The sequence below is a fragment of the Aciditerrimonas ferrireducens genome (genome assembly GCF_023130475.1).
GTDB lineage: Bacteria > Actinomycetota > Acidimicrobiia > Acidimicrobiales > UBA8190 > Aciditerrimonas > Aciditerrimonas ferrireducens.
Genome location: NZ_JAKHEX010000006.1, coordinates 1 through 26,770, shown reverse-complemented (window position 1 = coordinate 26,770; position 26,770 = coordinate 1). Strand labels below are relative to the sequence as shown.

At 73.2% G+C, this 26,770-nt stretch carries 20 protein-coding genes and 2 pseudogenes; 9 read left to right on the top strand and 13 right to left on the bottom strand.

Annotation, left to right across the window (positions count from 1 at the left end; all coding sequences use genetic code 11):
- Positions 1-4: 4 nt before the first annotated feature.
- Positions 5-1,693, top strand: a complete 1,689-nt coding sequence (locus Acit_RS05385; protein WP_248106637.1) for a complex I subunit 4 family protein — start codon at positions 5-7, stop codon at positions 1,691-1,693.
- Positions 1,690-3,420, top strand: a complete 1,731-nt coding sequence (locus Acit_RS05380; protein ID WP_248106635.1) for an NADH-quinone oxidoreductase subunit N — start codon at positions 1,690-1,692, stop codon at positions 3,418-3,420. The genes Acit_RS05385 and Acit_RS05380 overlap by 4 nt, the downstream gene beginning before the upstream one ends.
- Here Acit_RS05380 and Acit_RS05375 read toward each other — a convergent pair.
- Complete coding sequence (locus Acit_RS05375; protein ID WP_248106632.1) at positions 3,393-6,395, bottom strand: MprF family protein; 3,003 nt, start codon at positions 6,393-6,395, stop codon at positions 3,393-3,395. The two genes, Acit_RS05380 and Acit_RS05375, sit on opposite strands and share 28 nt — an antisense overlap.
- A gap of 115 nt (positions 6,396-6,510) precedes the next feature.
- On the opposite strand from Acit_RS05375, the gene Acit_RS05370 reads away from it, so the two are divergent.
- Positions 6,511-7,011 (top strand): HAD family hydrolase, encoded by a 501-nt coding sequence (locus Acit_RS05370; RefSeq protein ID WP_248106628.1) that lies wholly within the window; start codon positions 6,511-6,513, stop codon positions 7,009-7,011.
- Here Acit_RS05370 and lnt read toward each other — a convergent pair.
- The 4 genes and pseudogenes from lnt to hemE form a co-directional block, all read right to left on the bottom strand.
- Positions 7,002-8,597: an apolipoprotein N-acyltransferase gene (gene lnt / locus Acit_RS05365; protein ID WP_248106865.1), complete on the bottom strand. Its 1,596-nt coding sequence runs from the start codon at positions 8,595-8,597 to the stop codon at positions 7,002-7,004. The two genes, Acit_RS05370 and lnt, sit on opposite strands and share 10 nt — an antisense overlap.
- On the bottom strand, positions 8,594-10,021 hold the full coding sequence (hemG, locus tag Acit_RS05355; protein ID WP_312709777.1) for a protoporphyrinogen oxidase: 1,428 nt from the start codon (positions 10,019-10,021) through the stop codon (positions 8,594-8,596). Before hemG ends, lnt begins: the two co-directional genes overlap by 4 nt.
- Entirely contained in the window at positions 10,011-11,078 is a 1,068-nt protein-coding gene (hemH, locus tag Acit_RS13875) for a ferrochelatase (protein WP_376746014.1), read from the bottom strand. Before hemH ends, hemG begins: the two co-directional genes overlap by 11 nt.
- A pseudogene (hemE, locus tag Acit_RS13870) lies at positions 11,061-12,107 on the bottom strand (uroporphyrinogen decarboxylase); the annotation flags it as partial. The gene hemH and the pseudogene hemE, both read right to left, overlap by 18 nt.
- A 142-nt stretch (positions 12,108-12,249) precedes the next feature.
- Here hemE and Acit_RS05345 point away from each other — a divergent pair.
- The 6 genes from Acit_RS05345 to Acit_RS05320 all read left to right on the top strand — a co-directional run bounded on the left by Acit_RS05345 (position 12,250) and on the right by Acit_RS05320 (position 19,189).
- On the top strand, positions 12,250-14,496 hold the full coding sequence (locus Acit_RS05345) for a HelD family protein (RefSeq protein WP_248106622.1): 2,247 nt from the start codon (positions 12,250-12,252) through the stop codon (positions 14,494-14,496).
- Between the two features lie 10 nt (positions 14,497-14,506).
- A complete protein-coding gene (locus Acit_RS05340; protein WP_248106620.1) occupies positions 14,507-15,115 on the top strand; it encodes a cytochrome c oxidase subunit 3 in 609 nt (202 codons plus the stop codon).
- Between the two features lie 13 nt (positions 15,116-15,128).
- On the top strand, positions 15,129-15,923 hold the full coding sequence (gene qcrC / locus Acit_RS05335) for a cytochrome bc1 complex diheme cytochrome c subunit (protein ID WP_248106617.1): 795 nt from the start codon (positions 15,129-15,131) through the stop codon (positions 15,921-15,923).
- Positions 15,920-16,885, top strand: a complete 966-nt coding sequence (locus tag Acit_RS05330; protein WP_248106614.1) for a ubiquinol-cytochrome c reductase iron-sulfur subunit — start codon at positions 15,920-15,922, stop codon at positions 16,883-16,885. Before qcrC ends, Acit_RS05330 begins: the two co-directional genes overlap by 4 nt.
- Complete coding sequence (gene qcrB, locus Acit_RS05325; RefSeq protein WP_248106864.1) at positions 16,878-18,443, top strand: cytochrome bc1 complex cytochrome b subunit; 1,566 nt, start codon at positions 16,878-16,880, stop codon at positions 18,441-18,443. Before Acit_RS05330 ends, qcrB begins: the two co-directional genes overlap by 8 nt.
- Positions 18,444-18,571: 128 nt before the next feature.
- The gene (locus tag Acit_RS05320) at positions 18,572-19,189 is read left to right on the top strand and encodes a superoxide dismutase (protein WP_376746013.1); all 618 of its coding nucleotides are present in this window, start codon (positions 18,572-18,574) and stop codon (positions 19,187-19,189) included.
- Positions 19,190-19,378: 189 nt separating this feature from the next.
- Here Acit_RS05320 and Acit_RS05315 read toward each other — a convergent pair whose 3' ends face one another.
- From Acit_RS05315 to Acit_RS05285, 8 genes and pseudogenes are all read right to left on the bottom strand, one after another.
- Positions 19,379-20,611, bottom strand: a complete 1,233-nt coding sequence (locus Acit_RS05315) for an LCP family protein (protein ID WP_248106600.1) — start codon at positions 20,609-20,611, stop codon at positions 19,379-19,381.
- A gap of 117 nt (positions 20,612-20,728) precedes the next feature.
- On the bottom strand, positions 20,729-21,121 hold the full coding sequence (gene ctaF, locus Acit_RS05310) for an aa3-type cytochrome oxidase subunit IV (protein ID WP_248106598.1): 393 nt from the start codon (positions 21,119-21,121) through the stop codon (positions 20,729-20,731).
- Between the two features lie 24 nt (positions 21,122-21,145).
- Complete coding sequence (locus tag Acit_RS05305; protein WP_248106594.1) at positions 21,146-22,855, bottom strand: cytochrome c oxidase subunit I; 1,710 nt, start codon at positions 22,853-22,855, stop codon at positions 21,146-21,148.
- 13 nt (positions 22,856-22,868) lie between these two features.
- On the bottom strand, positions 22,869-23,873 hold the full coding sequence (gene coxB / locus Acit_RS05300) for a cytochrome c oxidase subunit II (protein ID WP_248106582.1): 1,005 nt from the start codon (positions 23,871-23,873) through the stop codon (positions 22,869-22,871).
- Positions 23,870-24,415: a Sec-independent protein translocase subunit TatA gene (locus Acit_RS13865; RefSeq protein ID WP_376746011.1), complete on the bottom strand. Its 546-nt coding sequence runs from the start codon at positions 24,413-24,415 to the stop codon at positions 23,870-23,872. The genes coxB and Acit_RS13865 overlap by 4 nt, the downstream gene beginning before the upstream one ends.
- 157 nt (positions 24,416-24,572) lie before the next feature.
- Positions 24,573-25,343 (bottom strand): crotonase/enoyl-CoA hydratase family protein, encoded by a 771-nt coding sequence (locus tag Acit_RS05295; RefSeq protein WP_248106577.1) that lies wholly within the window; start codon positions 25,341-25,343, stop codon positions 24,573-24,575.
- A 147-nt stretch (positions 25,344-25,490) separates the two neighbouring features.
- The gene (locus Acit_RS05290) at positions 25,491-26,222 is read right to left on the bottom strand and encodes a TetR/AcrR family transcriptional regulator (protein WP_248106575.1); all 732 of its coding nucleotides are present in this window, start codon (positions 26,220-26,222) and stop codon (positions 25,491-25,493) included.
- A 73-nt stretch (positions 26,223-26,295) separates the two neighbouring features.
- Positions 26,296-26,770: pseudogene (locus Acit_RS05285) on the bottom strand (hypothetical protein); the annotation flags it as partial.

Genomic DNA, 26,770 nt, shown 5'->3' with positions numbered 1-26,770 from the left:
GACGATGAGCCAGCCCGTCTTCCCGTTCCTCACCACCTTGGTGTTCCTGCCGGTCGGCGGGGCGGTCGCCGCCATGGCGGCCCCTCGCCTGGTCCAGCCGGCGCACCGCCGCCCGGTGGCCATCCTCGTGGGCGCCCTGGCCATGACGGCCACCTTGGCGGTGGCCCTGGCCATGGCCGTGGAGTTCCGGGTCGGCGACAGCGGCTACCAGTTCGTCTCGGCCCACGAGTGGATCCCGGCCCTCGGCATCTCCTGGCAGCTCGGGGTGGACGGCATCTCGCTGTTCTTGGTGCTCATGGCCGCGGTGCTCTTCCCCCTGGCGTTGCTCGGGGCGCGGGAGTCCGAGCGGGCCCCGTCCTACGTGGCCTGGCTGCTGCTCCTGGAAGCGGCGTGCCTGGGCAGCTTCGTCGCCCTGGACCTCGTGCTGTTCTTCTTGTTCTTCGAGATCACCCTGGTGCCGGCCTACTTCGTCATCGCCGGCTGGGGCACCGGTCGACGGGCCGCAGCGGCCACGAAGTTCTTCCTCTACACCTTCTTGGGCTCGGCCTTCCTGCTCGTGGGCATCGTGGCCGTGGCGGTCATCCACGACCAGCAGACCGGCCGGTTCACGTTCGACCTGCTGGCCCTGGAGCACACCCGCCTGGGGCTCAGCACCCAGGTCCTGCTGTTCTTGGCCTTCACGGCCGCCTTCGCCGTGAAGGCCCCGATCTTCCCGTTCCACACCTGGTCCCCCGACGCCTACGGCTCCTCGCCGACCGGCGGCGCGGTGGCCCTGGCTGCGGTCATGGCCAAGCTCGGCACCTACGGGGTGATCCGCTTCGACCTGACCCTCTTCCCCCGGGCGGTGGTCGACGCCGCACCCGTCCTGCTGTCTCTCGGGGTCGCCGGGATCCTCTACGGGGCCATCGTGGCCGCGGTCCAGCGGGACCTGAAGCGGATCCTGGCCTACTCCTCCCTGGCCCACATCGGCTTCATCGTCCTCGGGCTCTTCGCCCTCTCGACCGAGGCGGTGACCGGCGGGGTCCTCCAGATGGTGAACCACGGCCTGGTGACGGCGGCGCTCTTCCTGCTCGTTGGCTGGGTCTGGGAGCGCCGGGGCACCGTGGACGCCGGTCGGCTCCGGGGCCTGCAGCGGTCCGCTCCGGTCCTGGCCGGCTTCTTCACCCTGGCCATGATGGCCAGCATCGGCCTGCCCGGCCTGAACAGCTTCGTGGGCGAGTTCCTGGTCCTCTCGGGCACCTTCCTGACGCATCGCTGGTGGGCGGTGGTCGCCACCTTCGGGGTGGTCCTGGCCGCCGTCTACCTCCTCTGGGCCTTCCAGCGGGCCTTCCACCACCGTCCCACCCCGGAGACCAGCCAGACCAAGGACCTGCGCTGGGGCGAGATCGCGGTCATGGTGCCCCTCGCCGGCCTCATTGTCTTCCTCGGCGTCTACCCCAAGCCGGTGCTCGACCGGATCACCCCGAGCGTGGAGGCCCTGGTCCACCAGGTCGACCAGGCCACCGGGCGGCACCAGCCGGCGGTGGCGAACGGCGGGGTGGCGGCGGTGACCGCTGCGGGTCGCCGAACCCCGGCCGCCGCGTCGACCGCCGGGGTGCCGGTCGTGACCGCCGCCGCCCTGGGCCCGGCGCGCGCCGGAGGCCCGTTGGATCTGGCGCTGCCGCCCTTCCCCGAGCAGAGGAGGCTGCCGTGAGCGTCGCCGTGCGCGCCGCCGTCGCCCTGGCCGTGACCACGGGGCGGCTGCGGCTGCCCCACATCGACTACCTGTCGATCCTGCCGGTCATGGTCATGGTGGGCGGCGGCGTGGTCATCCTGGTCTGGTCCTCGCTGCTGCGTCGTCCGCTGGACGTCGCCTGGGTGAGCAGCCTGACGGTGCTGACCGCCACGGCGGCCCTGGTGCTGTCCCTGTTCCAGTGGGACTCGGTCCTGACCAGCGGCGCCCACACCCACATCGACGGGGCAGTCGTCATGGACGGGGCCAGCGTCCTCATCGGGGTGCTCGTCAGCTCGGCGGTCCTCCTGACCGCCATGGTGGGCGACAGTTTCCTGAAACGCGAAGGGGTCGAGGGGCCCGAGCTGCACGTCCTCCTGCTGGTCTCCGGGGCCGGGGCCATGATCATGGGCTCGGCCAACGACCTCATCGTCATCTTCCTGGGCCTGGAGATCCTCTCCATCGCCCTCTACGTCCTGGCGGCCTTCGACGCCCGGCGGGCCAAGTCGGGGGAGGCCGGGCTCAAGTACTTCGTCCTCGGCGGCTTCTCCTCCGCCATCTTCGTCTACGGCATCGCCCTGGTCTACGGCGCCACCGGCACCACGAACCTCCCCGAGATCGCCGCCTACCTCGCTCGCAACGTCTTGCTCCACGACGGCCTGCTGCTCGCGGGCCTGGGCCTGTTGCTCGTGGGCTTCGGCTTCAAGGTGGCCCTGGTGCCCTTCCACCTCTGGACCCCCGACGTCTACGAGGGCTCCCCCACGCCCGTCACCGGCTTCATGGCGGCGGTGGCCAAGGCCGGCGGGTTCATCGCCTTCCTCCGGGTCTTCGCCTCCTCGTTCCACCTGCTGGCCCCTGACTGGCGTCCGCCCATCTGGGTGCTGGCCTGCGTGACCCTGCTGCTCGGGGCGGTGGTGGCCCTGTGGCAGCAGGACGTGAAGCGGATGCTGGCGTACTCGTCGATCAATCACGCCGGCTTCGTGCTCCTGGGCCTCCAGGCGGCCACCAGCCGGGGGGTGAGCGCCGCCCTCTACTACCTGTTCGTCTACAGCGTCATGGTCATCGGAACCTTCGCCGTCGTGACCGTCGTCGGGGGCCGGGGCGACCGTCGCCACGGTCTCGAGGCCTACCGGGGCCTCGCCGCTCGCCAGCCGCTCCTCGCCGGCGCCCTGACGGTCCTGCTGCTGGCCCAAGCCGGGGTGCCCTTCACCACCGGGTTCGTGGCCAAGCTCGAGGTCATCCGGGCGGCCGCGTCGGCCGGGTCGACCGACCTGGCGGTGGTGGCCATGGGCTCGGCGGCCATCGCGGCGTTCTTCTACCTCCGGGTCGTCCTGCTCTGCTACCAGCCGGCCCGCCCGGTCGAGGGCACGTCGGCGCCCGAGGCTCCTCAGGCGCTCGGCGGGCCGACCCTGGCCCTGGCCGACCTGGGTGCGGAGCCGTCCTCGTCCCTGCCGGGCTCGGTCGCCCTCGCCGCCCCGGTCCCCGAGGGGCTGGGCGCCGGGCAGGCCGGGACGCTCGCCGCGGTGGCGGTCGCCGAAGCCGAAGCGCCCACGGTGGCGGCCGGTGGCGCTGAGGACGAGACGGACCCTCTGCCCGCCGGTGCCGTGACCACCATCGTCCTCTCGGTGCTCTTCACCGTTCTCTTCGGCATCTGGGTGGAGCCGGTGGCCTCCTTCGCTGCTCACGCCACCTTGCTGGTCCGGCCCTGAGCCGCGTTGCCGGACCTCCCCGGCTCGGTTCGCCGCCCGGGGCGGCCGCCCGGGAGCTTTCCGCGAAGACGCGCCGCTGCGCCGACCAGGCGGCCGAAGCCGGGGACGTCCCAGAGACCCTCGGCCCGTACGAGGGCCGCCAGGGTGGGGAGGAGGTGCTCGGGGTTCTCCAGGCAGAGGTAGCGGGGAACCCAGCGGGGCCGGTACTTGGCGGTGAAGCGCCAGAGGGACTCGATCTGGAAGACGTGGGAGAGGCGCAGGAGGGCCCAGCGCTGGGCCCGGGCGGCGAGCCCGCCGCCGGTCTCCTCGGCCAGCACCGCCCGGAGGGTGGCGAAGTTCAGGCTGAGGCTGCGGGCCCCGTTGGCCCGGAGGTGCTCGATGGTGGCCACCAACGCGAAGTCGACCAGGCCGTTGGGGTGGGGTCCGCGGTCCCGTCGGGTGACGTCGAGCGAGTAGCCCCCGATGCCGGGGGCCGGGACGAACTGGCAGAAGGCCACCGGCACTCCCTCGGGGTCCAGGACGAGGCAGAGGAGCACCTCGGGGTCCTCCTCCGCCCAGAAGCGGCCGAGCATCATGGAGAAGCCCCGTTCCCGGCTCCCTTCGCGGCCCTCCCGGGCCAGCCGGGCCAGGGCAGCCCTGGTGGGCGGGTCGAGGTCCGCGGGTGAGCAGAGCCGGGCCTGGTAGCCGTGGCGGGCGACCCGGGTGCAGGCCTGGCGGAGGCCTTTCATCTGGTTGCCAGCCAGGCAGAACCCCTGGACGTCGACCACCGCCTCGTCGCCGAGGTACACCGAGCGGAGGCCGGCCGCGTGGTACACGGGCAGCCAGGACGGTCCGGCCCCGAGCACTGCCACCGTCCACCCCCGGTCGTCGGCGAAGCGCCGGAAGGCGGTCCAGACGGCCTGGCGTTCGTGCAGGGGGCCGATGGGGTCCGGACTGACCAGGCAGATCCCGCCGAGGTGGCGGTAGGCCACGACGCTCTCCCCGTGGAAGAACAGCTGCTTGTCGTGCCGGAGGGCGAAGTAGTCCAGCGAGCCCCGACTGTGCCGAGCCACGATCGCCCGGGCCCGGACCCGGGCGGCGCTGCTGCCCCGGGTCCGCTCCACCACCGGCCGGGTGGCCAGGAGGGCCAGGAGCACCGCGGCGAGCACCCCGGCAGCCAGCAGGCTGGGGGAGAGGAAGCCGTCGAGCCGGCCTGGGATGGCCACCTGGCGGTCCCCCCAGAGCCGCTCGAGGACGGCCAGCAGGGCCCGGCCAGGCGGCATGGGGCGGTGCCCGTCCCCGTCGAGGTGGCCCTGGAGGGCGACGGCCGCCCAGGCGGCCCCGACCATGACGGCCAGGCCGCCGCCCACGGCCCGGCCAGCGGTGGCCAGGGAGGGCCGGTCGGAGCGGGCCCCGAAGGCCCGGCGGCCAGTGGCGAGCATGGCCAGGACCCCCAGGTTCACCACGAGCGCTGGGGGCTCGCCGCCCCGGACCAGGTGGAGCAGGAGGCTGCCGGTCAACAGGCCCAGGGCCACCCGCCAGGCCCGCTGCTGGCCGCGGCGGATCCCCCGGGCGAGGGCCAGCAGGCCGACGCCGGCCAGGACCTCGAGGGCCCCGGCCGCCTGGGCCAGGCTGAGGGGGAGGGCGGTGAGGACCGGGTCCAGGTGGGCTGCCAGGGGTGCCCGGGCCGCGCTCAGGAGGTCGGCCAGCCCGGCCAGGGCCAGGGCACCCGAGGCGAAGCGGCGCACCCGGCGCTGGTGGACCCGGCGTCGGTGGTCGTCGGCGGGGGGTGGCCAGGGCGTGCCGTGGGGCAGGACCGCCAGGACCACGGGGGTGGCCTCGGCGGCAGCCAGGTCGGTGCCGGCGAGGGGGTGGGCGTCGAGACCGGCTCCCGGCAGCACCGGTCGCCCCGAGGCCACGCGCTCGAGGAGCCCGAGCCCTCCGAGGCGCCGCGGCAAGGTCCGGCGCACCGCGAGCAGCCGGCCGTGGAGGTTGGCCCCGGCTTCCAGCTCCAGCCAGCTGACCTGCTCCTGGACCTCGAAGACGGTCGGGAGGCCCAGGCGGGCGGGGCGGGCCTCGAGGCGTCGGCCGCAGCGGCCAGGGGCCCCGACCAGCCGACCCTCCACCAGGGCCAGGGCGGCTGGGCTCGGACCGGGGACGATCAGGCCGAGCGCGGGCTCCTCGGGGTCGAGCAGCTTCGTGGGGTCGGGTCCGACCTGGTCCTCCTGGTGGGGTCCCGTGGCCGGCAGGGCACCGAGGGTCCGTCGGCCCCGCAGGGCCCCGAGGGCGCTCAAGAGGCCGGCCAGGAGGAGGACCAGGACGAGGAGGAGGGCGCCGGCCAGCCAGCCGGGCGGCAGGGCCCGGCGACGGGCCGGGACCCGGGCGAGCAGGAGCAGCAGACCGTGCCAGGCGTGGGGCGCCACGAGCGCCGATCCGAGAGCCAGGGCGCCGAGCAGGCTGGCGAGGGGCAGGAAGCGGCGGTAGGCGAGGCGGGAGGCGATCAGGCGCCTGGCCAGGGTCCGGTCCGAGCAGAGCTCCAGGCCGGCCAGGATGGGTGCGCGACGGGGGCCGGGACCGGGAAGAGCGGTGGCGGGGGAGGCCGGGGCGGGCGGAGCGGCCCGGAGGAGCACCGGGGTCGACCCGGTCGGCAGGGTCAGGCAGAGCTCGATCTCGCCGGCCGCCTCGATCCCGGGCACCGGCGGCCGGTCTTCCGGCGCGAGCGGGGTGGCCCAGAGCCAGAGGACCCGGCGATCGGGCGTACCGGCGAAACGCTCGAGGGCGTCGGCGAGGGCCGGGTCGGCCAGGAGCGAGCCAGGGTCTCCGGTCAGGACCAGGACGGCTGGCCCCTGGAGCTGGTCCAACCGCAGGGCGAGGGCGTGGGCCGCCAGACGATCCAGCTCGGCGGGGGCCGCCGGGTCGGGTTCCCCGAGGACCAGGGCCTGGCCCCCGGGGGGCAGCACGACCGTGAGCCGCCCACCGGCGGCGTCAGGGCACATGGGTGCCGAGTCTGGCAGGTCCGCCGACCCGACGGGGCCACCGGGGCCTCTTGGGACCGACTGGGGTCGCCCGGGCCTGCCACGGGACACGACCCCGGCCCGTAGGGTCTTCGGCGTGGTCCGGTCCGCTCCTTCCTGGCCGTCGTACTGGCTGCCTCGCCGCCCGCCGCTGCCGGCGGGCCCGGCGGTGGTCTTCGACCTCGACGGGGTCCTCTCCGACGCCCGGGGCCGCCAGCACTTCCTGCGGGGGGAGCACCGGGACTGGCGGGCCTTCTTCGACGCCTGTGGGGAGGACCCGGTGGTGGCCGAGGGGGCCCGGCTGCTCGAGCTGCTGGACCCGTCCCTGGTCGTGGTGCTGCTGACCGCCCGGCCGCTGCGGGTCCGGCCCCAGACCCTGGGCTGGCTGGCCCGGCATGAGCTGCGCTGGGACCTGCTGGTGATGCGGCCCGGGACGGCCTGGGGCCCGGCGGCCGAGTTCAAGGCCGAGGCGGTCGGCGAGCTGCGGGCGGCTGGCCTCGAGCCCCGGCTGGCGGTCGAGGACGATCCCCGGAACCGGGCCATGTTCGAGCAGCTCGGGGTGCCCTGCGTCTACTTCCACTCCGGCTACTACGACTGAACCGGGCGGGAGCGCCGGCGCAGGCCGAGGGCCCGTGCCCAGCCGGCCAGGACGGCCAGCCCGGCGACCAGCAGGACCGGGAGCTCCCCGAAGCGGGCGAAGACGGTCAGGCCATGGCGGAGGCCGACGGTGGCTACGAGAACAGCCCGGCGCCCGAGGACGCTCTTCGCGACCACCCGGCCGGTGGGGGTGACGACGTCGCTGTAGCCGGTGGGGGCGGCCTGGACCAGCCAGCGGCCCTCGGAGACGGCCTGGAGCTGGTCGGCGGCCACTTCCTGGGTCGGGACCTGGCTGGTGCGGTACGAGGAGGTGTTGGTCGGCACGATCAACAGGTCGGCGCCGTGGCGGACCGGGTCCCGGGCCCGAGCCGGGAAGAAGACCTCGAAGGAGATGGTCGTGCCGAGCACCGCGCCGGGGATGCGCAGCACCCCGGTCCCGTGCCCCGGGATGGCGTTCCGGGGCACCTCGGAGAGGTTGGCGAAGTGCGCGAAGAAGGACCGGTAGGGGACGTACTCCCCGAAGGGCACCCGATGGACCTTCTCGTACTCCTCCAGCAGGCGACCCGTCGGGGAGAAGGCCGCGGCGAAGTTCCGAAAGCGCGTGCTCCCGACGTCCTCGGTCACCCCCACGACCATGCTGGCGTGGAGCTGCCGGGCGAAGTGGGCGATGACCGCCTCCTGGGGGCTGCCCCGGAGGTGCTCGTCGCCGAGGGCCACGACGTCCTCGGGCCACAGGACCAGGGTCAGATGGCGGTGGCGGGCTGCCGCCGGGAGGAGACGAGTGGCGGCCACCTGGGCCGCGAAGACCGTGGCCGGGGGGACCTGGAGGGCGCTGGTGCCCCGACGGCCCCCACCCTGGACGCTGGCCACGGTGACCCGGGCGGTGCTGGGCCCGCCGCTGGGGGCGAGGGCACCGGCCAGGGTCACGGCGGCGGCGGCGGCGACGGCGGTCAGCCCCGCGGCGAGGGCCCGGCTGGGGCGGGGTGGGCGGCGGCCGCCCTCGGGGCCGAGACGGAGCCGCGAAGCGAGGGCCGGCCAGCGCCCGAGGAGCGCCTCGACGAGGAACAGCAGACCTACGCCGGCCACGGCGGCCAGGCCGACGAGCAGGAGCGGGCCGCCGAGGCGGTCGGCGGGCAGCAACGGACCCTTGGCCTGGCCGAGGGCCATGCTGCCGAGGGGCAGACCGCCGAAGGGCCAGTGGGTGCGGAGGGCCTCGGCGAGGACCAGCCCACCGGGCAGGGCCAGGGCCTGGCCGGCTCGGCGGGGGGCGAGGAGGGCGGCGATGCCCGGGGCGAGGGCCTCGACGAGCATGAGGACGACGCCGCCGTAGACATTGAACGAGAGGGCCCACCACAGGCCGATGACGTAGAGCCCCAGGCCGAATGCCCAGCCGGCCAGCAGGCGGCCCCGCCAGGCGCGGCCCCGAACCGACCAGGCCAGGAGGGCGATCCCGGGGGCGGCCAGCGGCCAGAACCCGAAGGGGGGCACCGAGAGGGCCCCAAGGACCCCGCCCACGAGGGCCGGGCCGCCGACCCGGAGGACCCGACGGGTCCGGGACGGTCCCCGGGCCCGTGCCTGGCGGCTCATGCCCGGGACCCGGCGGGTTGGCCGAGCAGGGCCCGGGCGGCGGCCCGGCCGGCGGCCACGCAGGCCGGCACCCCGACGCCCCGGAGGTAGGCGCCGGCGAGGGCCAGGCCGGGGTGCAGGGCGGTCGCCGCCTCGAGCTGGGCGACCCAGTCGAGGTGGCCGACCCGGTACTGGGGGAAGGCCTCGGGCCAGCGGACCACGACGGCGTCCAGGGGCTCGTCGACGTCGCCGGCCACCGCCCGCAGCTCGGCCAGGAGGCGCCGGCCCAGGCGCTGGTCGTCGAGGGCCTCGGCCCGCCGGTCGCCGTCCCGCCCGGCCGAGACCCGGACGAGGACGGGGCCCCCGGGGGCCAGGTGAGGCCATTTGCTCGACAACCAGGTGCAGCCGGTACCGAGCAGGCCCTGCTCGGCGGGGACCAGGTAGCCGGTGCCGGAGGCCTGCCGCCAACGCTCCGCCGGGCCCCCGGGGCGGAAGGCGAAGGTGGCCACGGCCACGCTGGCGTGCTCCAGGGCCCCGAGCCGGCGGCCGAGCCCGGCGGTGGTGGGGTCTTCGGCGAGGACCTGGGCGGCGGCCCAGGCGGGCAGGGCCAGGACCACCCCGGCGGCTTCCAGGTCCAAGCCCGGGCCCTGGACCCGCCAGCGTCCCGCCCCGACCGGGTGGAGGGCCTCGACCGGCTGGTCCAACCGGACCTCGCCGCCTCGGCGGGCCACCAGCTCGGCGAGGACGGGGGCGAGGTGCCAGAGCCCCTGGCGCAGGGTCAGGAACGCCGGGCCGCTTGGCGGGCTGGGCGGCGGGGCCGGGGGGCGGAGGTTCCGCATGAGGCTCCCGGGGGTCCGGGCGGCGGCGAGGAGCGGCGGGAAGACCGCGGCGCTGCTCATGGCCGCGGTCGGACCAGCGTGGATGCCCCCGATGAGCGGGTCGGCCAAGCGAGCGGCCACCTGCCGGCCGAGGCGCCGGGTCACGAGGGCCCCGACCGCGGCGTCGCCCGGGCCCTCGTGGGCCGGCCGACGAGCGAGCAGGTCGAGGCCGGCGCGGGCCAGGCCGAGGGGACCGAGGATCCCACTTCTGGCCAAGGGGCCGAGGCGAGTGGGGACGCCGAGGGCCAGGCCTTCGGGCAGGCGGCGCAGGCGGTGGCGGGCCCAGACGAAGGCCCCCGAGACCCCGGGCGGGACGAGGTCGTCGCCGAGGCCGGCCTCCTTGGCGAGGCCCACGGCTTCGGGCCGGCGGGCCACGACCGCGTCGGGACCGGCGTCGACCGGGATGCCGGCCACCGACACCGAGCGAAGCTTGCCGCCCACCGCCGAGCCGGCCTCCAGGACCACGACCGGCTGGCCGGCCCCCACGAGCTCGAAGGCGGCGGCCAGGCCGGTCACCCCGGCCCCGACCACGACCACGGGGTCCCGGTGCTCGCCCTCAGGACGCACCGGCCGGCTCCCCCTCGGCGGCCAGGGCCGTGAGGGCCACGTCGGCCACCACGGCGCAGAAGCCGGGGTCGTCGTTCAGGGAGGGTGTGCGGGCGAAGCGGATCCCGGCCGCCGCCGCCCGGGCGGCGGCCTCGACGTCGAGGTCGTAGAGCACCTCGAGGTGGTCGGAGACGAAGCCGACCGGGCAGACCAAGACCGCCTGGTAGCCCTCGGCGGCCAGGCGGTCGATCTCCTGGAGCAGGTCCGGGCCGACCCAGGCCTCGGCGGTCCGGCCGGCGCTCTGGAAGCACACCCCGCCCTCGGCCACCCCGGCCGCCCCGAGGACGGCCTCGGCGGTGGCCCGGACCTGGGCCGGGTAGTCGTCCCCGCCGGCCACCACCCGCTCGGGGACGCTGTGAGCGGTGCAGAGCACGAAGGTCCGCTCGCCCGGGGCGAGCCGGAGGTCCTCGAGGGACCGGCGGACCCGCTGGGCCAGGAGGGCCACCAGGCCGGGGTGGAGGTGCCAGCGGTCCACGACCGTGAGCTCGAGCCGGTCAGCAGCGGCAGCCAGGGCCCGGCGGCGGTACTCGCCGACGCTGACCACCGAGGAGTGGGGAGCCAGGACGACCCCGACCACCCGGCGGCAGCCGGCGGCGACCAGCCGGTCCACGGCGGCCTCGATGCGGGGCTCGGCGAACTTCTGGCCGAGGGCGACCGGCAGGCAGCGGCCCAGGCGGCCGGCCAGGGCCCTGGCCACCCCGGCTCGCTGGGCCTCCGAGATGGCGACCAGCGGCGAGGTCCCCCCGATGGCCCGGTACCGGTCGACGAGCTCCTGCAGCAGGGCCGGTGGCGGGGGGCTGCCCCGGCGGATCTCGGTGTAGAAGGGCTCGACGTCCTCCAGGCGCCCGGGGGTGCCGTGGGCCAGGAGCAGGACGCCGATCGGCCCGTCGGCGCCGAGGTGGGGGGTCGTCGCCCGGCTGCGGCTGGTCCTGGTGGGGTCCTCGTCACCCTCGCCGATCGCGCCCGGTGGGGCGGGGGCCAGGGGCTCGGGCAGGGGCGTGTCGTGGACCAGGGCCACCAGCCGCTCGAGGACCTGGGGGTCGGTGTCGGGGAGGACCCCGTGGCCGAGGTTGAAGACGTGGCCCTGGCCGCCGCCTCGCCGGAGGACCTCCCGGGCCTCCGCCGCCACCACCGGCCAAGGGGCCAGACAGAGGGCCGGGTCGAGGTTGCCCTGGAGGGCGACCGCCGGGCCGAGGCGGCGGCGGGCCCGGTCGAGGGGGGTTCGCCAGTCCACCCCCACGACGTCCGCCCCGGCCGCGGCCATCTGGGGGAGGAGCTCGGCCGTGCCGACCCCGAAGTGGATCCGGGGCACCCCCGTGGGGGCGAGGGCCGCGAGGACCTTGGCGCTGGCGGGCGCCACGAAGCGGGCGTACTCGTCGGGGGAGAGGTTGCCGACCCAGCTGTCGAAGAGCTGGACCGCCTGGGCACCAGCGCGCACCTGGGCGAGGAGCGAGGCGGCAGCCACGTCGGCCAGCCGGTCCATGAGGGCCGCCCAGAGGGCCGGGTCCCCGTGCATGAGGGCCTTGGTCCGGGCGAAGACCCGGGTCGGACCGCCTTCGACGAGGTAGCTGGCCACGGTGAAGGGCGCACCGGCGAAGCCGATGAGGGGCACCTCGAAGGGACGGAGGGCTTCGACCGTGGCCCGGACCGCGGCCCCGAGGAAGGGGGTGTGGACCTCGGGGTCGTAGGGGGGCAGACGGTCCAGGTCCCGCCGGTCCCGGAAGGGCTCGGCGACGACGGGCCCGGTGCCCGGGGCGACGGTGACCCCGAAGCCGAGGGCGGCGACGGGCACCACGATGTCGGAGAAGAGGATGGCCGCGTCGACCCCGTAGCGGCGGACCGGCTGCACGGTCAGTTCGGCCACCAGCTCGGGGTCGCCGGCGGCCTCGAGGATGGAGCCCGAGCCCCGAAGGGCCCGGTATTCGGGCAGGGCCCGGCCGGCCTGGCGCATGAACCAGACCGGGACCCGGTCGACGGGCAGTCGGCGGCAGGCCCGCAGGAAACGGCCCTCGGTCGGGCTCCGACCTGGGGCGGGCGCGCTCGGCACGGCCCTGACGCTACCCGGCGGGCTGGGACGGGGCCGGTCGGCAGCGTGGCCTGGGTGTGGCCTGGGCGCGGTCCGCCGGGGGGGACGAGACGCGTAGCATGGTCCGTTCCCCACGGGTACGGGTCAGGGAGGCGGCCTCGTCGTGGACGCGGAGCTGGCAGCGGAGCAGGCGCACGTCGACCGGGCCTACCGGCGGCTGGAGGAGCTGCGCCGGGAGGTCGAGGAAGCCCTGCGGGCGGTGTTGGCCGAAGGCCGGGGCGGCACCCACCAGTTCCGGGAGGAACGAGACGTCATCGTCCGGACGAGCCTGGCCCGTCTGCAGCAGCTGGACCTCGGGGACCAGGCCCTCTGCTTCGGCCGGATCGATCGTCGGCGGCCCGACGGGGAGGTCGAGACCTTCCACATCGGCCGTCTCGGGGTCTCCGACCGGGACCAGGAGCCCCTGGTGGTGGACTGGCGGGCTCCGGTGGCCGAGCCCTTCTACCGCGCCACCGGCCGGGACCCCATGGGCCTGGTGCTCCGCCGCCACCTGGCCGCTGAGGGTCGCCGGCTCGTGGGCCTCGAGGACGAGCGCTTCGAGCAGACCCCCGAGGCAGTCCACGGGGGCGACCCGCCAGCACCGGAGGGCGCCGAGCCCGGCCCGATGGTGGCCGAGCGTCCCTTCGGCGGTCCGGGGGCCCTGCTGGCCGCCTTGGACCGGCCTCGCGCCGGGGCCATGCGGGACATCGTGGCCACCATCCAGGCGGAGCAGGACGAGATCGTCCGAGCCCCGCTGCCGGGCGTGCTGGTGGTCCAAGGCGGGCCGGGGACCGGGAAGACCGCCGTGGCCCTCCACCGGGCCGCCTACCTTCTCTACACCCACCGCTTCCCCCTGGAACGCCAGGGGGTGCTGGTGATCGGGCCGAACCCGCTGTTCCTTCGCTACATCGACCAGGTGCTGCCGTCGTTGGGGGAGACCGGGGTGACCCTCTCGACGGTGAGCGGGCTCCTGCGACCCCTGGCGCCACGGGCGGAGGAGCCGGCCGAGGTGGCCCGGCTGAAGGGGGATCCCCGGATGGCCACCGTCATCGCCCGGGCTGTCCGTCAGCGGCAGCGGCCCTTGCGGCGGGACCTGGAGGTGCCCTTCGGGTCGGTGGTCCTGCGTCTTGGCGCCGAGGAGACCGCCGCCATCGTGGCCAGTGTCCGTCGCCGACCCGGGACCCATAACGCCCGGCGCCGGGTGGTCGAGCAGCTCCTGCTCAGTCGGCTGGCCGATCGCTACCGGGAGCGGCTGGCGGCGCGCCGGCGGGTCTCGGGACACCGGGGGCAGGGGGGCGAGGACCCCGAACTGGCCGGGCTGGTGGAGGCGGGCGACGAGGACGACGACGCCGAGATCCGTCGGGCCCTGCGACGGCACCCGGTGGTCCGGGAAGCCCTGGACCGGATGTGGCCCCGCCTGTCGGCCGAGGAGCTGGTCCACGACCTGCTCGGGGCCCCGGCCCTCCTGGCGGCGGCCGGACGGGGGGTCCTCTCGCCGGCCGAGGTCCGGCTCCTGGTCCGACCGAGGGCCCGGCGCCTCGAGGAGATCCCCTGGACCGAGGCCGACCTGGCCCTGGTGGACGAAGCCGAGGTCTGGCTCGGCCCGAGGCGACCCGAGGCCGGCGAGGCGCGGCTGGTCACCTACGGGCACATCGTGGTCGACGAGGCCCAGGACCTCTCCCCCATGCAGCTCCGCATGGTGGCCCGCCGATCCCTCTCGGGCTCCCTGACCGTGGTCGGGGACATCGGGCAGGCCACGGGCCCCTGGGCGCCGGCCAGCTGGGACGAGGTGACGGCCCACCTGCCGGCCCACCGGCCACCCCGGGTGGTCGAGCTCACCGTCAGCTACCGCACGCCAGCCGAGGTGCTGACCGTGGCCACGCCGGTCCTGCGGGTGGCAGCACCGGGGCTGGAGCCGCCGGTCGCCGCGCGGCGAACCGGGGTGCCTCCCCGAGCGGTCCAGGTCGCCCGGCCTGAGGATCTGGGCCAGGAGGTGGCGAAGGCCGCCGCCCAGTTGGCCGCGGAGGTGGCCCCGGGCACCACGGCGGTGCTGGTGCCCAGCTCGCTGGTGGCCGAGGTGGCCTTGGCTCTGGACCGGGCAGGGGTGGCGGTGCGTGATCCCCGGCGGGACGGGCTGGGGGGCCCGCTGAGCCTCCTGCCGGTCGACCTGGCCAACGGCCTGGAGTTCGACGCCGTGGTCCTGGTGGAACCGGGGGTGGTGGTCGGGGAGTCCCCCCAGGGCCTCCGGGGCCTCTACGTGGCCCTGACCCGACCGACCCGGCGTCTCACCCTCGTCCACCACCAGCCCCTGCCGGAGCCGGTCCGTCAGGGGCTGGCTGCCAGCTGGCACGCCGGAGGGCCGGTCCGCTAAGAAAGCGGCTGTGACCGAGGCCCTGACGGTCGACCAGCCCGCTGCCACGCGCCATGTGCCCGAGCGCCCGCCGCTCCTGGCGATCGGCGTGCTCATCTGGCTGGGCTCGGACCTCATGTTCTTCTCCGGGCTGTTCGCCACCTACTTCACCCTGCGGGCCCACGCGCCGGTGTGGCCGCCCCTCGGGACCCACCTGGACCTGGTCCAGGCCGGGATCTTCAGCATCGTCCTCATCGCCTCGAGCCCCACCTACCAGCTGGGCGTCTGGGCCATCGAGCGGGGTGACCGGAAGAAGGCGAAGGCGTGGCTGATCGTCAGCTTCCTCATGGGGGCAGCCTTCATCGGCAACACGCTCTACGAGTGGCACGACTTCCTGAGCAAGGGGTACGCGCCCCACACGAACGCCTACTGGTCGCTGTTCTTCGTGATGACCGGCGTCCACGGGCTGCACGTGGTGCTGGGCCTGGTTGCCATGCTGTTCCTCCTCGGGCGGATGTCCGGCCTGAAGGGCGACCCGGGGGAAACGAACGTCTACCAGGCCGTCGGGTACTACTGGCACTTCGTGGACTTCATGTGGATCGGCATCTTCAGCTGCCTGTTCCTGCTCAAGACGGGCTAGGGGAGAGGATCGGATGCGTCGCCCCCATCTCCGCTCGCTGCTCCCTGCCGGGGTCGTCGCCCTGGCGGCGGTCGGCGGGTTGGCCTTCTCGTTGACCGCCGGCGCCGTCGGGCGGAGCACCTCGGTGCAGACCGCGGCGGACAGCCTGACGCCGCCGCCCATCCACTACGTGACCCACTTCACGACCGGCCAGGTGAAGGAGGGCGAGGTCCTCTTCGAGGCGAACTGCTCGACCTGCCACGGCACCCGGGCCGAGGGCAGCGCCGTGGCGCCCGACCTCCAGGGCCTGGGGCCAGCCACCGTCGACTTCTGGGTCTCGACCGGTCGGATGCCCCTGGCCGACTCGTCGGCCCAGGCGACCGACATCGCCGCCTTCGTGGCCTCGCTGGCTCCCACGGCCCCGTCCTATCCCGACGGCATCCCCTACGTGAACACGAAGGACGCCAACCTGCAGCTGGGGATGCGGCTGTTCGTCCTGAACTGCGCCGCCTGCCACACCATCACCGGGGCCGGTGACGCCCTGGCCGACGGGGCCTACGCCCCGAGCCTGCACCGGGCGACCAGCACCCAGGTGGCCGAGGCCATCCGGACCGGCCCGGGCAACATGCCGGTGTTCGGGCCCGGCACGCTCTCGAACCGGCAGGTGGCTGACATCGTGGCCTACGTGACCGGGGTGATCCAGCACCCCGACGACCGAGGGGGCCTGGGCCTCGGCGGTATTGGGCCGGTGGCCGAGGGCTTCGTGGCCCTGCTCTTCGGGGTCGGAGGACTGATGGTCGTGGCGTTCTGGCTGGGAGAACGGGCATGAGCGACGAGGAGCAGCAGGCGAGCCAGGGTGGGGTGGCCACCGAGGGGCACGGCGGGTCCGAGCCCCTCCCGCTGGCCTCCTTCGACGACCCCCACCTGCAGCCCCTGGCGAAGCACCCACGCCGGGCCGAGGTGGCCGTGGCCGCCCTCCTGGCCATCGGCGTCCTGGGCTTCGCGGCCTACGAGGGCATCACGCTCGGGGTGGGGCTCTTCGCCTTCGGGTTCGGCCTGGCCGCGTGGGGGAAGTACCTGCTCCCCCAGGGGCCCTTCGTCGAGCAGCGGCACCCCCTGCGCTCGACCGACGACGAGCGGGCGGCCATGGCGGCGGTCATCACCGAGCGGGGTGGGATCGCCGTGCGTCGCCGGGGTTTCCTGGGCGGCATCCTGGCCCTGGGCGCAACGGTCATGGGCGTCGTCCTGGCCTTCCCCTTGCTGCGCTCGCTCGGCCCGGTGCCGAAAAAGAGCCTGGACACGACCAACTGGACGAAGGGCAGCTACCTGGTGGACAGCCTGGGTCGGCGGGTGCACGTGACCGACCTGGAGGTCGGCGGTGCCCTCACGGTCTTCCCGGAAGGCTTCACGAACGACGAGGTCGACATGGCCGTCGACCAGACCATCCTCATCCGGGTGGCCGGGCCGGACGTGGACGTCGTGACCACCCCCCACCGGGCCACTTGGGGGCCCGACGGCTACCTGGCCTTCTCGAAGGTTTGCACCCACGCCGGCTGCCCCGTGGGCCTGTTCCAGCACCAGACCCTGCAGCTGCTCTGCCCGTGCCACCAGTCCCTGTTCGACGTCGGCGAGGGCCGGCCGGCCAACCCGGTCTTCGGGCCGGCGCCGAGGCCGCTACCGCAGCTGCCGCTCTACGTCGACGAGGACGGTTTCCTCCGCGCACAGGCCGGTTACGACCAGCCCATCGGACCAGGATTCTGGGAGCGTACGACCCGTGTCCACTATGCCTGAGACCAGCGCCGGCACCGCCAGCGGCAACGGAGCGGTGGCCGTGCGGAACGGCCGGAAGCAGTCGCCGCTCGACGCCGGGTTGACCTGGCTGGACGACCGCCTGGGGGTGGCGAAGGGCGGCCGCACCTTCCTGGACAAGATCTTCCCGGACCACTGGTCGTTCCTGCTCGGGGAGATCGCCCTCTACTCATTCGTGGTCCTGGTGGCCACCGGCGTCTTCCTCACCCTCTACTTCGTGCCCTCGGCTGCCCAGGTCGTCTACCACGGCCGCTACAAGCCCCTGGACGGGGTGAAGATGTCGGCGGCCTACGCCTCGACGGTCCACATCTCCTTCGGGGTGCGCTCGGGGCTCGTCATCCGGCAGATGCACCACTGGGCGGCCGACGTGTTCATCGGGGCCATCGCCGTCCACATGTGCCGGATCTTCTTCACCGGGGCGTTCCGCAAGCCTCGGGAGCTGAACTGGATCATCGGCGTCACCTTGCTGTTCCTGGCGATCGTGAACGGCTTCCTCGGCTACTCGCTCCCCGACGACCTCATCTCGGGGACGGGTCTTCGGATCGCCTACTCGATCATCCTCTCCATCCCCCTGGTCGGCTCGTACCTCGCCGAGTTCGTCTTCGGGGGGGTGTTCCCCGGGAACGGGGACATCATCCAGCGGATGTTCATCCTGCATGTGCTCATCATCCCGGTGATCATCGCCGGGCTGATCGGCGCCCACCTGGCGTTGCTGGTGAAGCAGAAGCACACCCAGTTCCCGGGCAAGGGCCGCACGGAGCAGAACGTGGTGGGTTCTCCGATGTTCCCGACCTTCATGGCGAAGACCACGGGGTTCTTCTTCATGGTGGCCGGTGTGCTCTGGCTCCTCGGTGGGCTCGCCCAGATCAACCCGATCTGGCAGTTCGGCCCCTACATCCCCTACAAGGTCTCCTACGCCGTCCAGCCCGACTGGTACATGGGCTGGCTGGACGGGGCCTTGCGGATCATGCCGTCCTGGGAGTTCGCCGGGTTCGGGCATACCATCCCGTTCGAGGTCTTCCTGCCCGGGGTGCTCTTCCCCGGTCTGACGGCCACCTTGTTCGTGCTCTGGCCCTTCATCGAGCAGAAGCTGACCGGTGACCGGGCGGAGCACCACCTGCTGGACCGGCCTCGGGACCGGCCCCGGCGAACGGCTATCGGGGCCGCGGCGCTGAGCTTCTACTTCGTGCTGTTCTGTGCCAGCTCCACGGACCTCCTGGCGAACTTCTTCGGCATCTCCTTGAACATCGTCCTGTGGAGCTTCCGGTTCCTGGTGATCATCGTGCCGATCGTCGTCGGCCTGTTCACCTACCGGATTTGCCTCGACATGGCCGGCGCCCCGAGGGTCGGCAAGCGGAAGCGGGCCATGGTGGTGCTGCGGACCCCCGAGGGCGAGTACTACACCGTCGAGTCCGAGCCCCGACCGGGCGAGGGCCACGAGGAGCTCGAGCCGGCCCCAGTGCCGGACTTCATCGAGGGGATCGCCGAGGGCAACGGCGCAGGCGAGACGGAGCCGGGCGTCCGGCGGGTCGGTCGCTGAGGTCTACGGCCATCCCGGCCGAACGACCGGTCGCCCGAATCTCGCTCTGGCGGGTCGGTGCGCAACGGTCGTCGCTACGCTGAGGTCTGTCGGTCCGCTGCCGGGCCGAGCCGGAGCGAAGGAGGAAGCTGATGGCGTACACCTTGCCGGACCTGCCCTACGACTACGGAGCTCTCGAGCCCCACATGTCAGGCCAGATCCTGGAGCTGCACCACGACAAGCATCACCTGGCCTACGTGAACGGGGCCAACACGGCGAGTGAGCAACTGGCGGAAGCCCGGGAGAAGGGGAACTACGGCAGCCTGCTGGTCGGCCTGGAGAAGACCCTGGCGTTCAACCTCTCGGGCCACGTCCTGCACTCGATCTTCTGGACGAACCTGAGCCCCGACGGCGGCGACAAGCCCACCGGTCCCTTGGCGGAGGCGATCGACGAGCACTTCGGGTCCTTCGACGCCTTCAAGGCCCAGCTGACCCAGGCGGCCACCCTGGTGCAGGGATCGGGCTGGGGAGCCCTGGCGTGGGACCCACTCGGGCAGCGGCTGCTGGTGGAACAGATCTACGACCACCACGGCAACCTCGCCAACGGCGCCATCCCGCTGTTCGTCATCGACGTCTGGGAGCACGCCTACTACCTGCAGTACAAGAACGTGCGGGCGGACTTCGTGAACGCGGTCTGGAACGTCGTCAACTGGGAGGACGTGGCCCGGCGGTTCCAGGCGGCGAAGCAGGCAGGCTCGCTGCTCTAGGACGCCGCTGAACCACCTGGTCCTCGCCCGGGGCGCCGGCGACTCGGCGAGCGGAGCGGGGGCCACGGAGACGGGGCGGCCTCACGGGGACCCGGCGCCGACCGAATCGGGTGTCGGTCCTCTCGGGGCCGCCCTGGCGCGTCCGGCCACGGTCGCACCGGGGCCCGGCACGCCCAAGGTTGGGACGGTTCAGCAAGGGGTGGGGTCGTAGGAGACCGTGCCGGAGACGATCGCCAGGGAGCCCCGGGGAGCTTGCGGCGGGGGCGGGGTGGCGATGTCCGTCCCCCCGCTGACGGTGCTCGAGCCGCTGCTCGGGGTGCTGGCGGTGCTCGCTGCCGTCCGGTGAGGCGCGACCGCCTGCTCCCACTGCTGGATCGTCGAGGCGTCCAGGGTGGGCACCGGGTAGAGCACGTCGCCGTACGGGCCGTCGTTGTTCACGATCTGGGTCGGCAACGTGTAGGTGTCCAGTTCCTTCGTCCCAAGGTGGCGGAACGCCTGGGCCAACTGGACGATGGTGCCGACCCCGAGGCCCTGGTCGACGGTCACGTCGTGCACGGTGGCCCCGATGAAGGCGTTCAGGCGCAGGGGGTCGCTGAGGAGGGAGTGCTCGACCCGCTGGACGAGAGCCCGAAGGAAAGCCTGCTGACGCCTGATCCGCCCGAAGGCCCCGGTGGGGTCCTCGTACCAGGTGCCGTCCTTCTCGTACTGGTAGAAGCGGCTGCGGACAAGGGCCAGGGCCTGGGTGCCGTCGAGGGTTTGGCAGCCGGCCACGGGGACGTTCAACCCGGACATGGTGTCTCTCGCCGGGTAGGGGAAGTCCAGGCGGACGCCGCCGAGGGCGTTCACGATCTTCACCACGCCCTGGAAGCTGACCTGGATGTAGTGGCTGATGGGGATGCCGAGGTCCTGCTCGACGGTGGCCACCATGCGGCTCGGGCCCCCATCCAGGGCGTCGCTGATCTTGTTGGACTGGCCGCTGCCGGCGATGGGGGCGAAGTAGTCGTAGGGAATGGAGAGCAGGGAGGCGCGACCGGTCAAGGGGTCGATGCGGGCCACGATCATGGTGTCGGCCCGTTCGCCCCCGCCCTGCCCGTCGGCGCCGACGAGCAGGACGTTGAAAGGGCCGCTGGCCGCTGGCTGGAGTGTAGCGACCTGGACCCGGTGGACCTGGCCGAGGCGGTAGCGGAGGTAGCCGTAGGTGGCGCCGGCGACGAGCAGGAGGAAGGCGACCAGGCAGCAGAGGCCGATGACCAGGCGCCGGGGCCAGCGTCGGCGGCGCTGACGGGCGCGCACCGGGGGTTTGGCACCCGGGCCGGCGGCCCCCGGAGGTGGTGGTGGGCTGGCCAGGGTGCTCCCCACGGTCCGAGGGCTGGCGGCTGGGGGTGTCGGCCAGGGGTTGTCGTCCCAACTGGATCCGGGCACGTCGGCGATGGTACCGAGGAGGGGGTGATCAGCGGTGGCGGGGTCCGTCGGACGCGACTCGGCCCCGCTCGGTGAGCGGGGCCGAGAGTTCGAACGGACCGCTGGCCGCCCGGGAACCTACACGGTGCCGCCCCGGCGGCTCTCCCGGGTGTAGCCGATGGCTGCGGCGAAGATCGCCGCGAAGGCCGGGGCGAGCAGCCAGAGCCCGAACACGGCGGCGAGCACCAAGGCGAAAAGACCCATGCCCATGACGAAGGGCCAGATGCTCGAGCCGGGGAAGGCCCCGATGACGCCGGCACCTTCCGGCACGGTGGCGTCGGCCCGGTCCTCGGGCCGGGGCTTCATCCGATGCGACCACCAGAGGTAGTAGCTCCCGGGCACGATGCCGAGGAGCACGGCACCGACGAGCATGGCCGTGCCGGACTGCTCGGAGGACCAGAACCAGTAGCCGACCCCGGTGATGGCGAAGAAGATCGCCACCCCGATGAGCAGACGGGCTTCGGTGCGCATGGTGGTCTCCTTCGCTCGGGCTGCTCAGTGCCCGGTCTCGCCAGATCCGTCGCCCGGAGCGGTCCCGCCGTCGGCCGGGGCCGAGGGGGTTTGGGCGGGTCCGCCGCTGGTGCCGGCCGGGCTGCCCACGCCCACGAGGGCCGGCTGCTCCTTGGCGTGCCGGCCGTGGGGCAGCACCGGGGCGTCAGGGTGGTTGAAGTCCCAGGTCGGCCGCTCCGAGCGGATCGGCGGCAGCTTCACGAAGTTGTGGTGCGGGGGCGGGGAGCTGGTGAACCACTCGAGGGCGTGGCCGTCCCAGGGGTTGTCGCCCGCCGGGATGGGGTTGCGCCAGGAGACGAAGAGGTTGACCAGCATGAAGAGGAAGGAAGCGCCGATGAGGAAGGCCCCGACGGTCGAGGCCATGTTGAGGGCGCCCCAGCCGAGGCCCGACGGGTAGATGAAGACCCGTCGGGGCATGCCCTTCAGGCCCAGGACGTACTGGGGCAGGTAGGTCAGCCAGAAGCCGACGAAGAGGGTCCAGAAGTGGGCCTTGCCCAGGCCGTCCCGGAGCATGCGGCCGAACATCTTCGGGTACCAGAAGTAGATCCCGCCGAAGCCGGCGAAGACCGCGGTGGCCAGGAGCACCTGGTGGAAGTGGGCCACCACGAAGTAGGTGTCGTGGGTGGCGAAGTCGATGGGCGGCGAGGCCAGCATGACCCCGGTCAGGCCACCCATGAGGAACCCGAGCAGGAAGCCGATGGCGAAGAGCATCGGGGTCTTGTAGCTGATCTGCCCCCGCCACATGGTGCCAATCCAGTTGAAGAACTTGATGCCGGTCGGCACGGCGATGAGGAGCGAGAGCAGGGAGAAGAAGGGCAGGCCCTTGTAGCCGAAGACGGGCTTCCGGGAGAACACCGGGAGGATCTCGGTGATGATCCCGAAGTAGGGCAGGGCCAGGATGTAGACCTCGGGGTGGCCGAAGAACCAGAAGAGGTTTTGGTAGAGCACGGGCACGCCGCCCCCGGAGACAGTGAAGAAGTGGGTCCCAAAGTGGCGGTCGGCGAAGAGCAGGAGCATGGCCGCCGTGAGCACCGGGAAGGCGATGAGGATGAGGAGGGCGGTCACGAGCATGTTCCAGGTGAAGATCGGCATCCGGAACATGGTGAGGCCCGGGGCCCGGAGGTAGAAGATCGTGGTGATGAGGTTGACGGCGGTGAACACGGCGGAGAACCCGGTGAGGAAGAGCCCCATGATGAACAGGTCAGCCCCCGGTCCAGGCGAGTAGACCGAGCTGGAGAGCGGGGCGTAGGCCACCCAGCCGAAGGCGGCGGCCCCGGTCGAGGTGAAGAACCCGAGCAGCATGGTGATGGAGCCGCTCAGGTAGAGCCAGTAGGAGAAGGCGTTCAGCCGGGGGAAGGCCATGTCCGGGGCCCCGACCTGGAGGGGCACGATGTAGTTCGCCAGGCCACCGAAGGCGAAGGGCCCGGCGAACAGGTAGAGCATGATCGCCCCGTGCATGGTGAAGAGCTCGTTGTAGGTCTGGGGGCTCATGCCGGCGCCACCGGGCGAGGACAGCTGGACCCGCATGGCCAGCGCCATGATGCCGCTCAGGAAGAACAAGATGACCGAGGTGATCGTGTAGGACAGGCCGATCACCTTGTGGTCGGTGGTCGTCAGCCACTTGACGATGAGCGTCGGCTCATCGTGGTGCTCGGCGTGGGCACCGGCAGGCAGGCGCTCGGCAAGGACGGTCATGGCGACGTGCTCCTTACGACGCAGCCGACGACTTCGTGGTCGCGGCGGGGGCTGCTGGGACGAAGGCCTTGGCGGACTGGGCAGCGGTGGGGATCGGCCCGGCGTCCGTGATGGGTTGCGGCTGCGACCCGTGCACCCAGGCGAGGAACTGCGCCCGGGGTAGGGCGACGACGTGGAAGAACATCTCTGCGTGGTAGAGGCCACAGAGCTGGGTGCACTGGGCCCGGTAGATGCCAGGCTTCTGCACGTTGAAGTCGAAGCGGTTCACCACCCCGGGCAGGGCGTAGCGGCTGAAGTTGAACTGGGGGACGTAGAAGCCGTGGACCACGTCGTTCGAGAGCAGGGTGATCCGGACGGTTTCGCCGACCGGCATGACCAGGCCGGGACCGAGGCAGTCGTTGGGGGTCGGGGCGCTCTGGACGCAGGTCTTGCCGTCGAGGCCGACGGGATCGGGGTCCTCGGTCCGCACCCCTTCCACGAAGACGTGGTAGTTCGTGTAGTCGTAGCGCCAACCCCACTGGAAGGCCGTGACCCGGATGTTCAACGCCGGGTTCGGCACGACGTTGTCGATCTTGTTCTCGGTGTAGACGGTGAAGCCGAAGAGGGCCAGGACGATGACGATCGGCACCACCGTGTAGAAGATCTCCAGGGGGATGTGGTACTGGAACTGCCGAGGAATGGTGTCGGACTTCCGGCGGTAGCGAAGGGCCGACCAGATGATGAGGGACCCGGTGATGACACCGACGACGATGGCCGCGATCACCGTGCCCTCGTAGAGCAGGGACTCGTCGTGCGACTGGCTGGTCACCCCGCGGTAGCCGTAGAAGGTCGGCAGCTTGCAGCCGCCGAGCAGGATGCCGAGGAGCACCAGACCGCCCACGCCGGCCAGCCGACGCCGCCAGCGCCGCCGGGGGTCGGGGACGGCCGATGCCGCCGTCGACGACTCGGCTTCCGTGTCGGGCGCGACCCCTGCCGGCTGGTCGCCGGGGGGCGTCGGGGACAGGGGAGAAGCGCTCACGTCGCCGACACTAGCGAACGCGACCCGATCGGAACTAGTTGAGGCCTCGGCCCTTCTGCTGGGCCGAGGCCCAGCTCAACCAGCCTGCGTGCTGCCCCCCGGCTGCTCGGGCGGCGGGGTCTGGCCCTGGCCGGGGACGGGCTGGGGGGCCGCTGGGACCCAGCCGGTCGGGGTGGGGACCCAGCCGGCAGCGCTGGGACCCAGCCGGTCGGGGTGGGGACCCAGCCGGCAGGTGGCTGGCCAGGGGCCTGGGGTGGGACGGCGACCTGGCCGGGGACGGGCTGGGGGGCTGCCGGCGGCTGGGAGGCGGGGGCCTGACCCACCGGTGGCAAGGGGGTAGGGGTGGCGGCCTGGTCGGGGCCGGGGGCCGAGGCGGTGCCCTCAGCCGGCGGGTGACCCGCCTCGGCGAGCCCCTTCTTGTACTCGGCCTGGGCCGAGCCGAGCGACCGGAAGAGCTTGGGCAGCTTGCTGCTCCCGAAGAAGACGATGATGGCCAGGACGACGAGGATGACGGCCCAGTCCGAATCCAAGGCGGCGAGCATGGGCATCCCTCTCTTTCACCACGCTCCGGGTCGCCGACAGGGGCGACGGTGCCGCGGGCACCACGGCACGCGCGCCAAGGCTAGCGCGCCGGACCGTGGCCAGGCCGTCGGCACGCCGGACTCGACGAGGCCGGGCCGGCGGCCCCCCGAGCCCCGGTCAGCGGCCTTGCCAGACCGGCGGGCGCTTCTCGGCGAAGGCCCGGGGCCCCTCCATGGCGTCGGCCGAGGTGAACACGACGGCCGTGGCCTCCTGGTTGCGCTTCCAGGCCTCGGCCTCCGGGAGGTCCATGGCTTCCTTCATGACCTTCTTGGACCAGCGGACCGCCAGGGGAGCGTTGGCCGCGATCTGCTCGGCCAGGACGAGGGCCTCACTGAGGAGGCGGTCCAGGGGGACGACCCGGTTGACCAGGCCGAGCTGGAGGGCCCGGCCGGCGTCGATGGGTTCACCGGTCAGGGCCAGCTCGAGGGCCACGGCCAGGGGCAGGCGCTTGGGCAGGCGGATGAGACCCCCGCCGGCCGCGATGAGGCCCCGTTTGACCTCGGGGATGCCGAAGACGGCGTGCTCGGCAGCCACCACGAGGTCGCAGGCCAGCATGATCTCGCAGCCCCCCGCCAGGCAGGAGCCGTTGACGGCGGCGATGATCGGCTTGGGGAAGTCTCGCTGGGTGATGCCGGCGAAGCCGCCTCGGTTGCCCATGATGCCGGCGCCCTCCCCGGCAGCGAAGGCCTTCAAGTCCATGCCGGCCGAGAAGGCCTTGTCCCCGGCACCGGTCAGGACCACCACCCAGCAGTCCTGGTCGGCCTCGAGCTCGTCGAGGGCATCGGCCATGGCCGTGGTCACCGCGGCGTTGATGGCGTTGCGGGCCTCGGGCCGGTTGATGGTCAGGATCTCCACGTGGCCCCGGCGTTCACGCTCGACGACTGCCATGACGAACTTCCCTCCTCCTGTGCGGTTGGTTCCTCGATCCAGCGCTTCGGTGCGCCGGCCTGGTCCTGACCCGGTCGTGGGCCCTCCGGCCCCCGGCCCGAACGGGGCGCCCGTGGGCGCTCCCGGCTCGGCTCCCCGATCGGCCCGTCAGTCTTGCCCAGCCCGGACCACCGGGGCGAGTCGCTGACGGGGTACCAGACCGTGGAGGAGCAAGCGGACGGCGAAGTCCGCCAGCTGCCCGGCCGTCAAGCCGTCGTCGGTGACCAGCCGCCGGCAGGCCAGCTGCCCCACCAAGGCGGCGATCGAGAAGGCCACCACCCGAGGTGGGGCGTCGATGACGACCCCGCGCTGCTGGGCCTCGGTGACGACGGCGGCGATGTCGTCGACGAAGCCTTCGTTGATGCCGAAGAGATGCTGCTCGAACGGATCGCCCAGGGCGGTGGCGTCACGCAGCAGGAGCTTCACCGCGTCCCGGTCGTCCTCGAAGAACTCGAACGTGGCCCGGACCGCAGCGCGAAAAGCGGCATCGGGGGGGTCCTTCGGGGCCGCCGCCAGGGTCCGGGCCAGGTGCCGTCGAAGAGCCCGCTCCTCGGAGGCCATGAGGGCGTGGAACAGGATCTCCTTGCTTTCGAAGTACCAGTAGACCGAGCCGTAGGAGAGCCCAGCGGCCCGGGCCACATCGGCCATGGTGGTGGCGTGGTAGCCCCGCTCGGCGAAGACCTGCTTGGCGGCCCCCAGGATGTCTTGGCGGCGGCGCTCCTTTTCCTCGGGGCTCGACGCCCGCCGACCCACTGCCCGCTGCGCCTCCTTCGGCGCTGGTCCTTTCCGTGCTGGCGCTGACCGCGGGTGGCGCACGGCGCTGGAGGAGGGCAGCGTCACGGGGACCAGTCTAGCCGTCGAATCTCGATTGATCAGTCGGTCGATGAGTGTCGCGCCAGCCGACGGCCGACGGTCAGGAGCCGATGAAGGGGCTTCGGAGGCTGCCCTGCTCCTCGGGGGTCGGGGCCGGTCGGCCCTCCCAGGTCTCCAGGCAGCTGGCCGAGCAGAGGAGGACCGGCCGGCCGACCGCGTCCTGTCGGACGGCGGCCGCCGTGGCGCTGACCAGGGGCAGACCGCAGACCGGGTCGGGGTGGGCCTCGGGCCCCGTTGGCCGGAGGCGAAGGCGCACCACCTCGAGTGGGGTGGCGAGGCCCCGGACCTCGAGCGGGGGCAGGGGCACGGCCTCGCCCCATCGGGGGACGGCCGGGGCCAGTTGGCGCTCGGCGAGGACCTCCTCGGGGCCGGCCAGGTCGCAGAGGCGGGCTGCCACGTTGACCGCATGGCCCACGTAGTCGTCACCCTCGAGCAGGAGCACCGCACCGGTGGTGGCACCACAGGTCATGGGGGTCGGCAGGTGGGCTGCGGCCGTGGCGTGGACCAGTTCGAGC

What these genes read in the sequence shown, in the direction of transcription:
- Acit_RS05385 (WP_248106637.1), top strand. Translation starts at nt 5, where the DNA reads ATGAGCCAGCCCGTCTTCCCGTTCCTCACCACCTTGGTGTTCCTGCCG.
- Acit_RS05375 (WP_248106632.1), bottom strand. Translation starts at nt 6,395, where the DNA reads ATGTGCCCTGACGCCGCCGGTGGGCGGCTCACGGTCGTGCTGCCCCCC.
- lnt (WP_248106865.1), bottom strand. Translation starts at nt 8,597, where the DNA reads ATGAGCCGCCAGGCACGGGCCCGGGGACCGTCCCGGACCCGTCGGGTC.
- qcrC (WP_248106617.1), top strand. Translation starts at nt 15,129, where the DNA reads ATGCGTCGCCCCCATCTCCGCTCGCTGCTCCCTGCCGGGGTCGTCGCC.
- Acit_RS05330 (WP_248106614.1), top strand. Translation starts at nt 15,920, where the DNA reads ATGAGCGACGAGGAGCAGCAGGCGAGCCAGGGTGGGGTGGCCACCGAG.
- qcrB (WP_248106864.1), top strand. Translation starts at nt 16,878, where the DNA reads ATGCCTGAGACCAGCGCCGGCACCGCCAGCGGCAACGGAGCGGTGGCC.
- ctaF (WP_248106598.1), bottom strand. Translation starts at nt 21,121, where the DNA reads ATGCGCACCGAAGCCCGTCTGCTCATCGGGGTGGCGATCTTCTTCGCC.
- Acit_RS05305 (WP_248106594.1), bottom strand. Translation starts at nt 22,855, where the DNA reads ATGACCGTCCTTGCCGAGCGCCTGCCTGCCGGTGCCCACGCCGAGCAC.
- Acit_RS13865 (WP_376746011.1), bottom strand. Translation starts at nt 24,415, where the DNA reads ATGCTCGCCGCCTTGGATTCGGACTGGGCCGTCATCCTCGTCGTCCTG.
- Acit_RS05295 (WP_248106577.1), bottom strand. Translation starts at nt 25,343, where the DNA reads ATGGCAGTCGTCGAGCGTGAACGCCGGGGCCACGTGGAGATCCTGACC.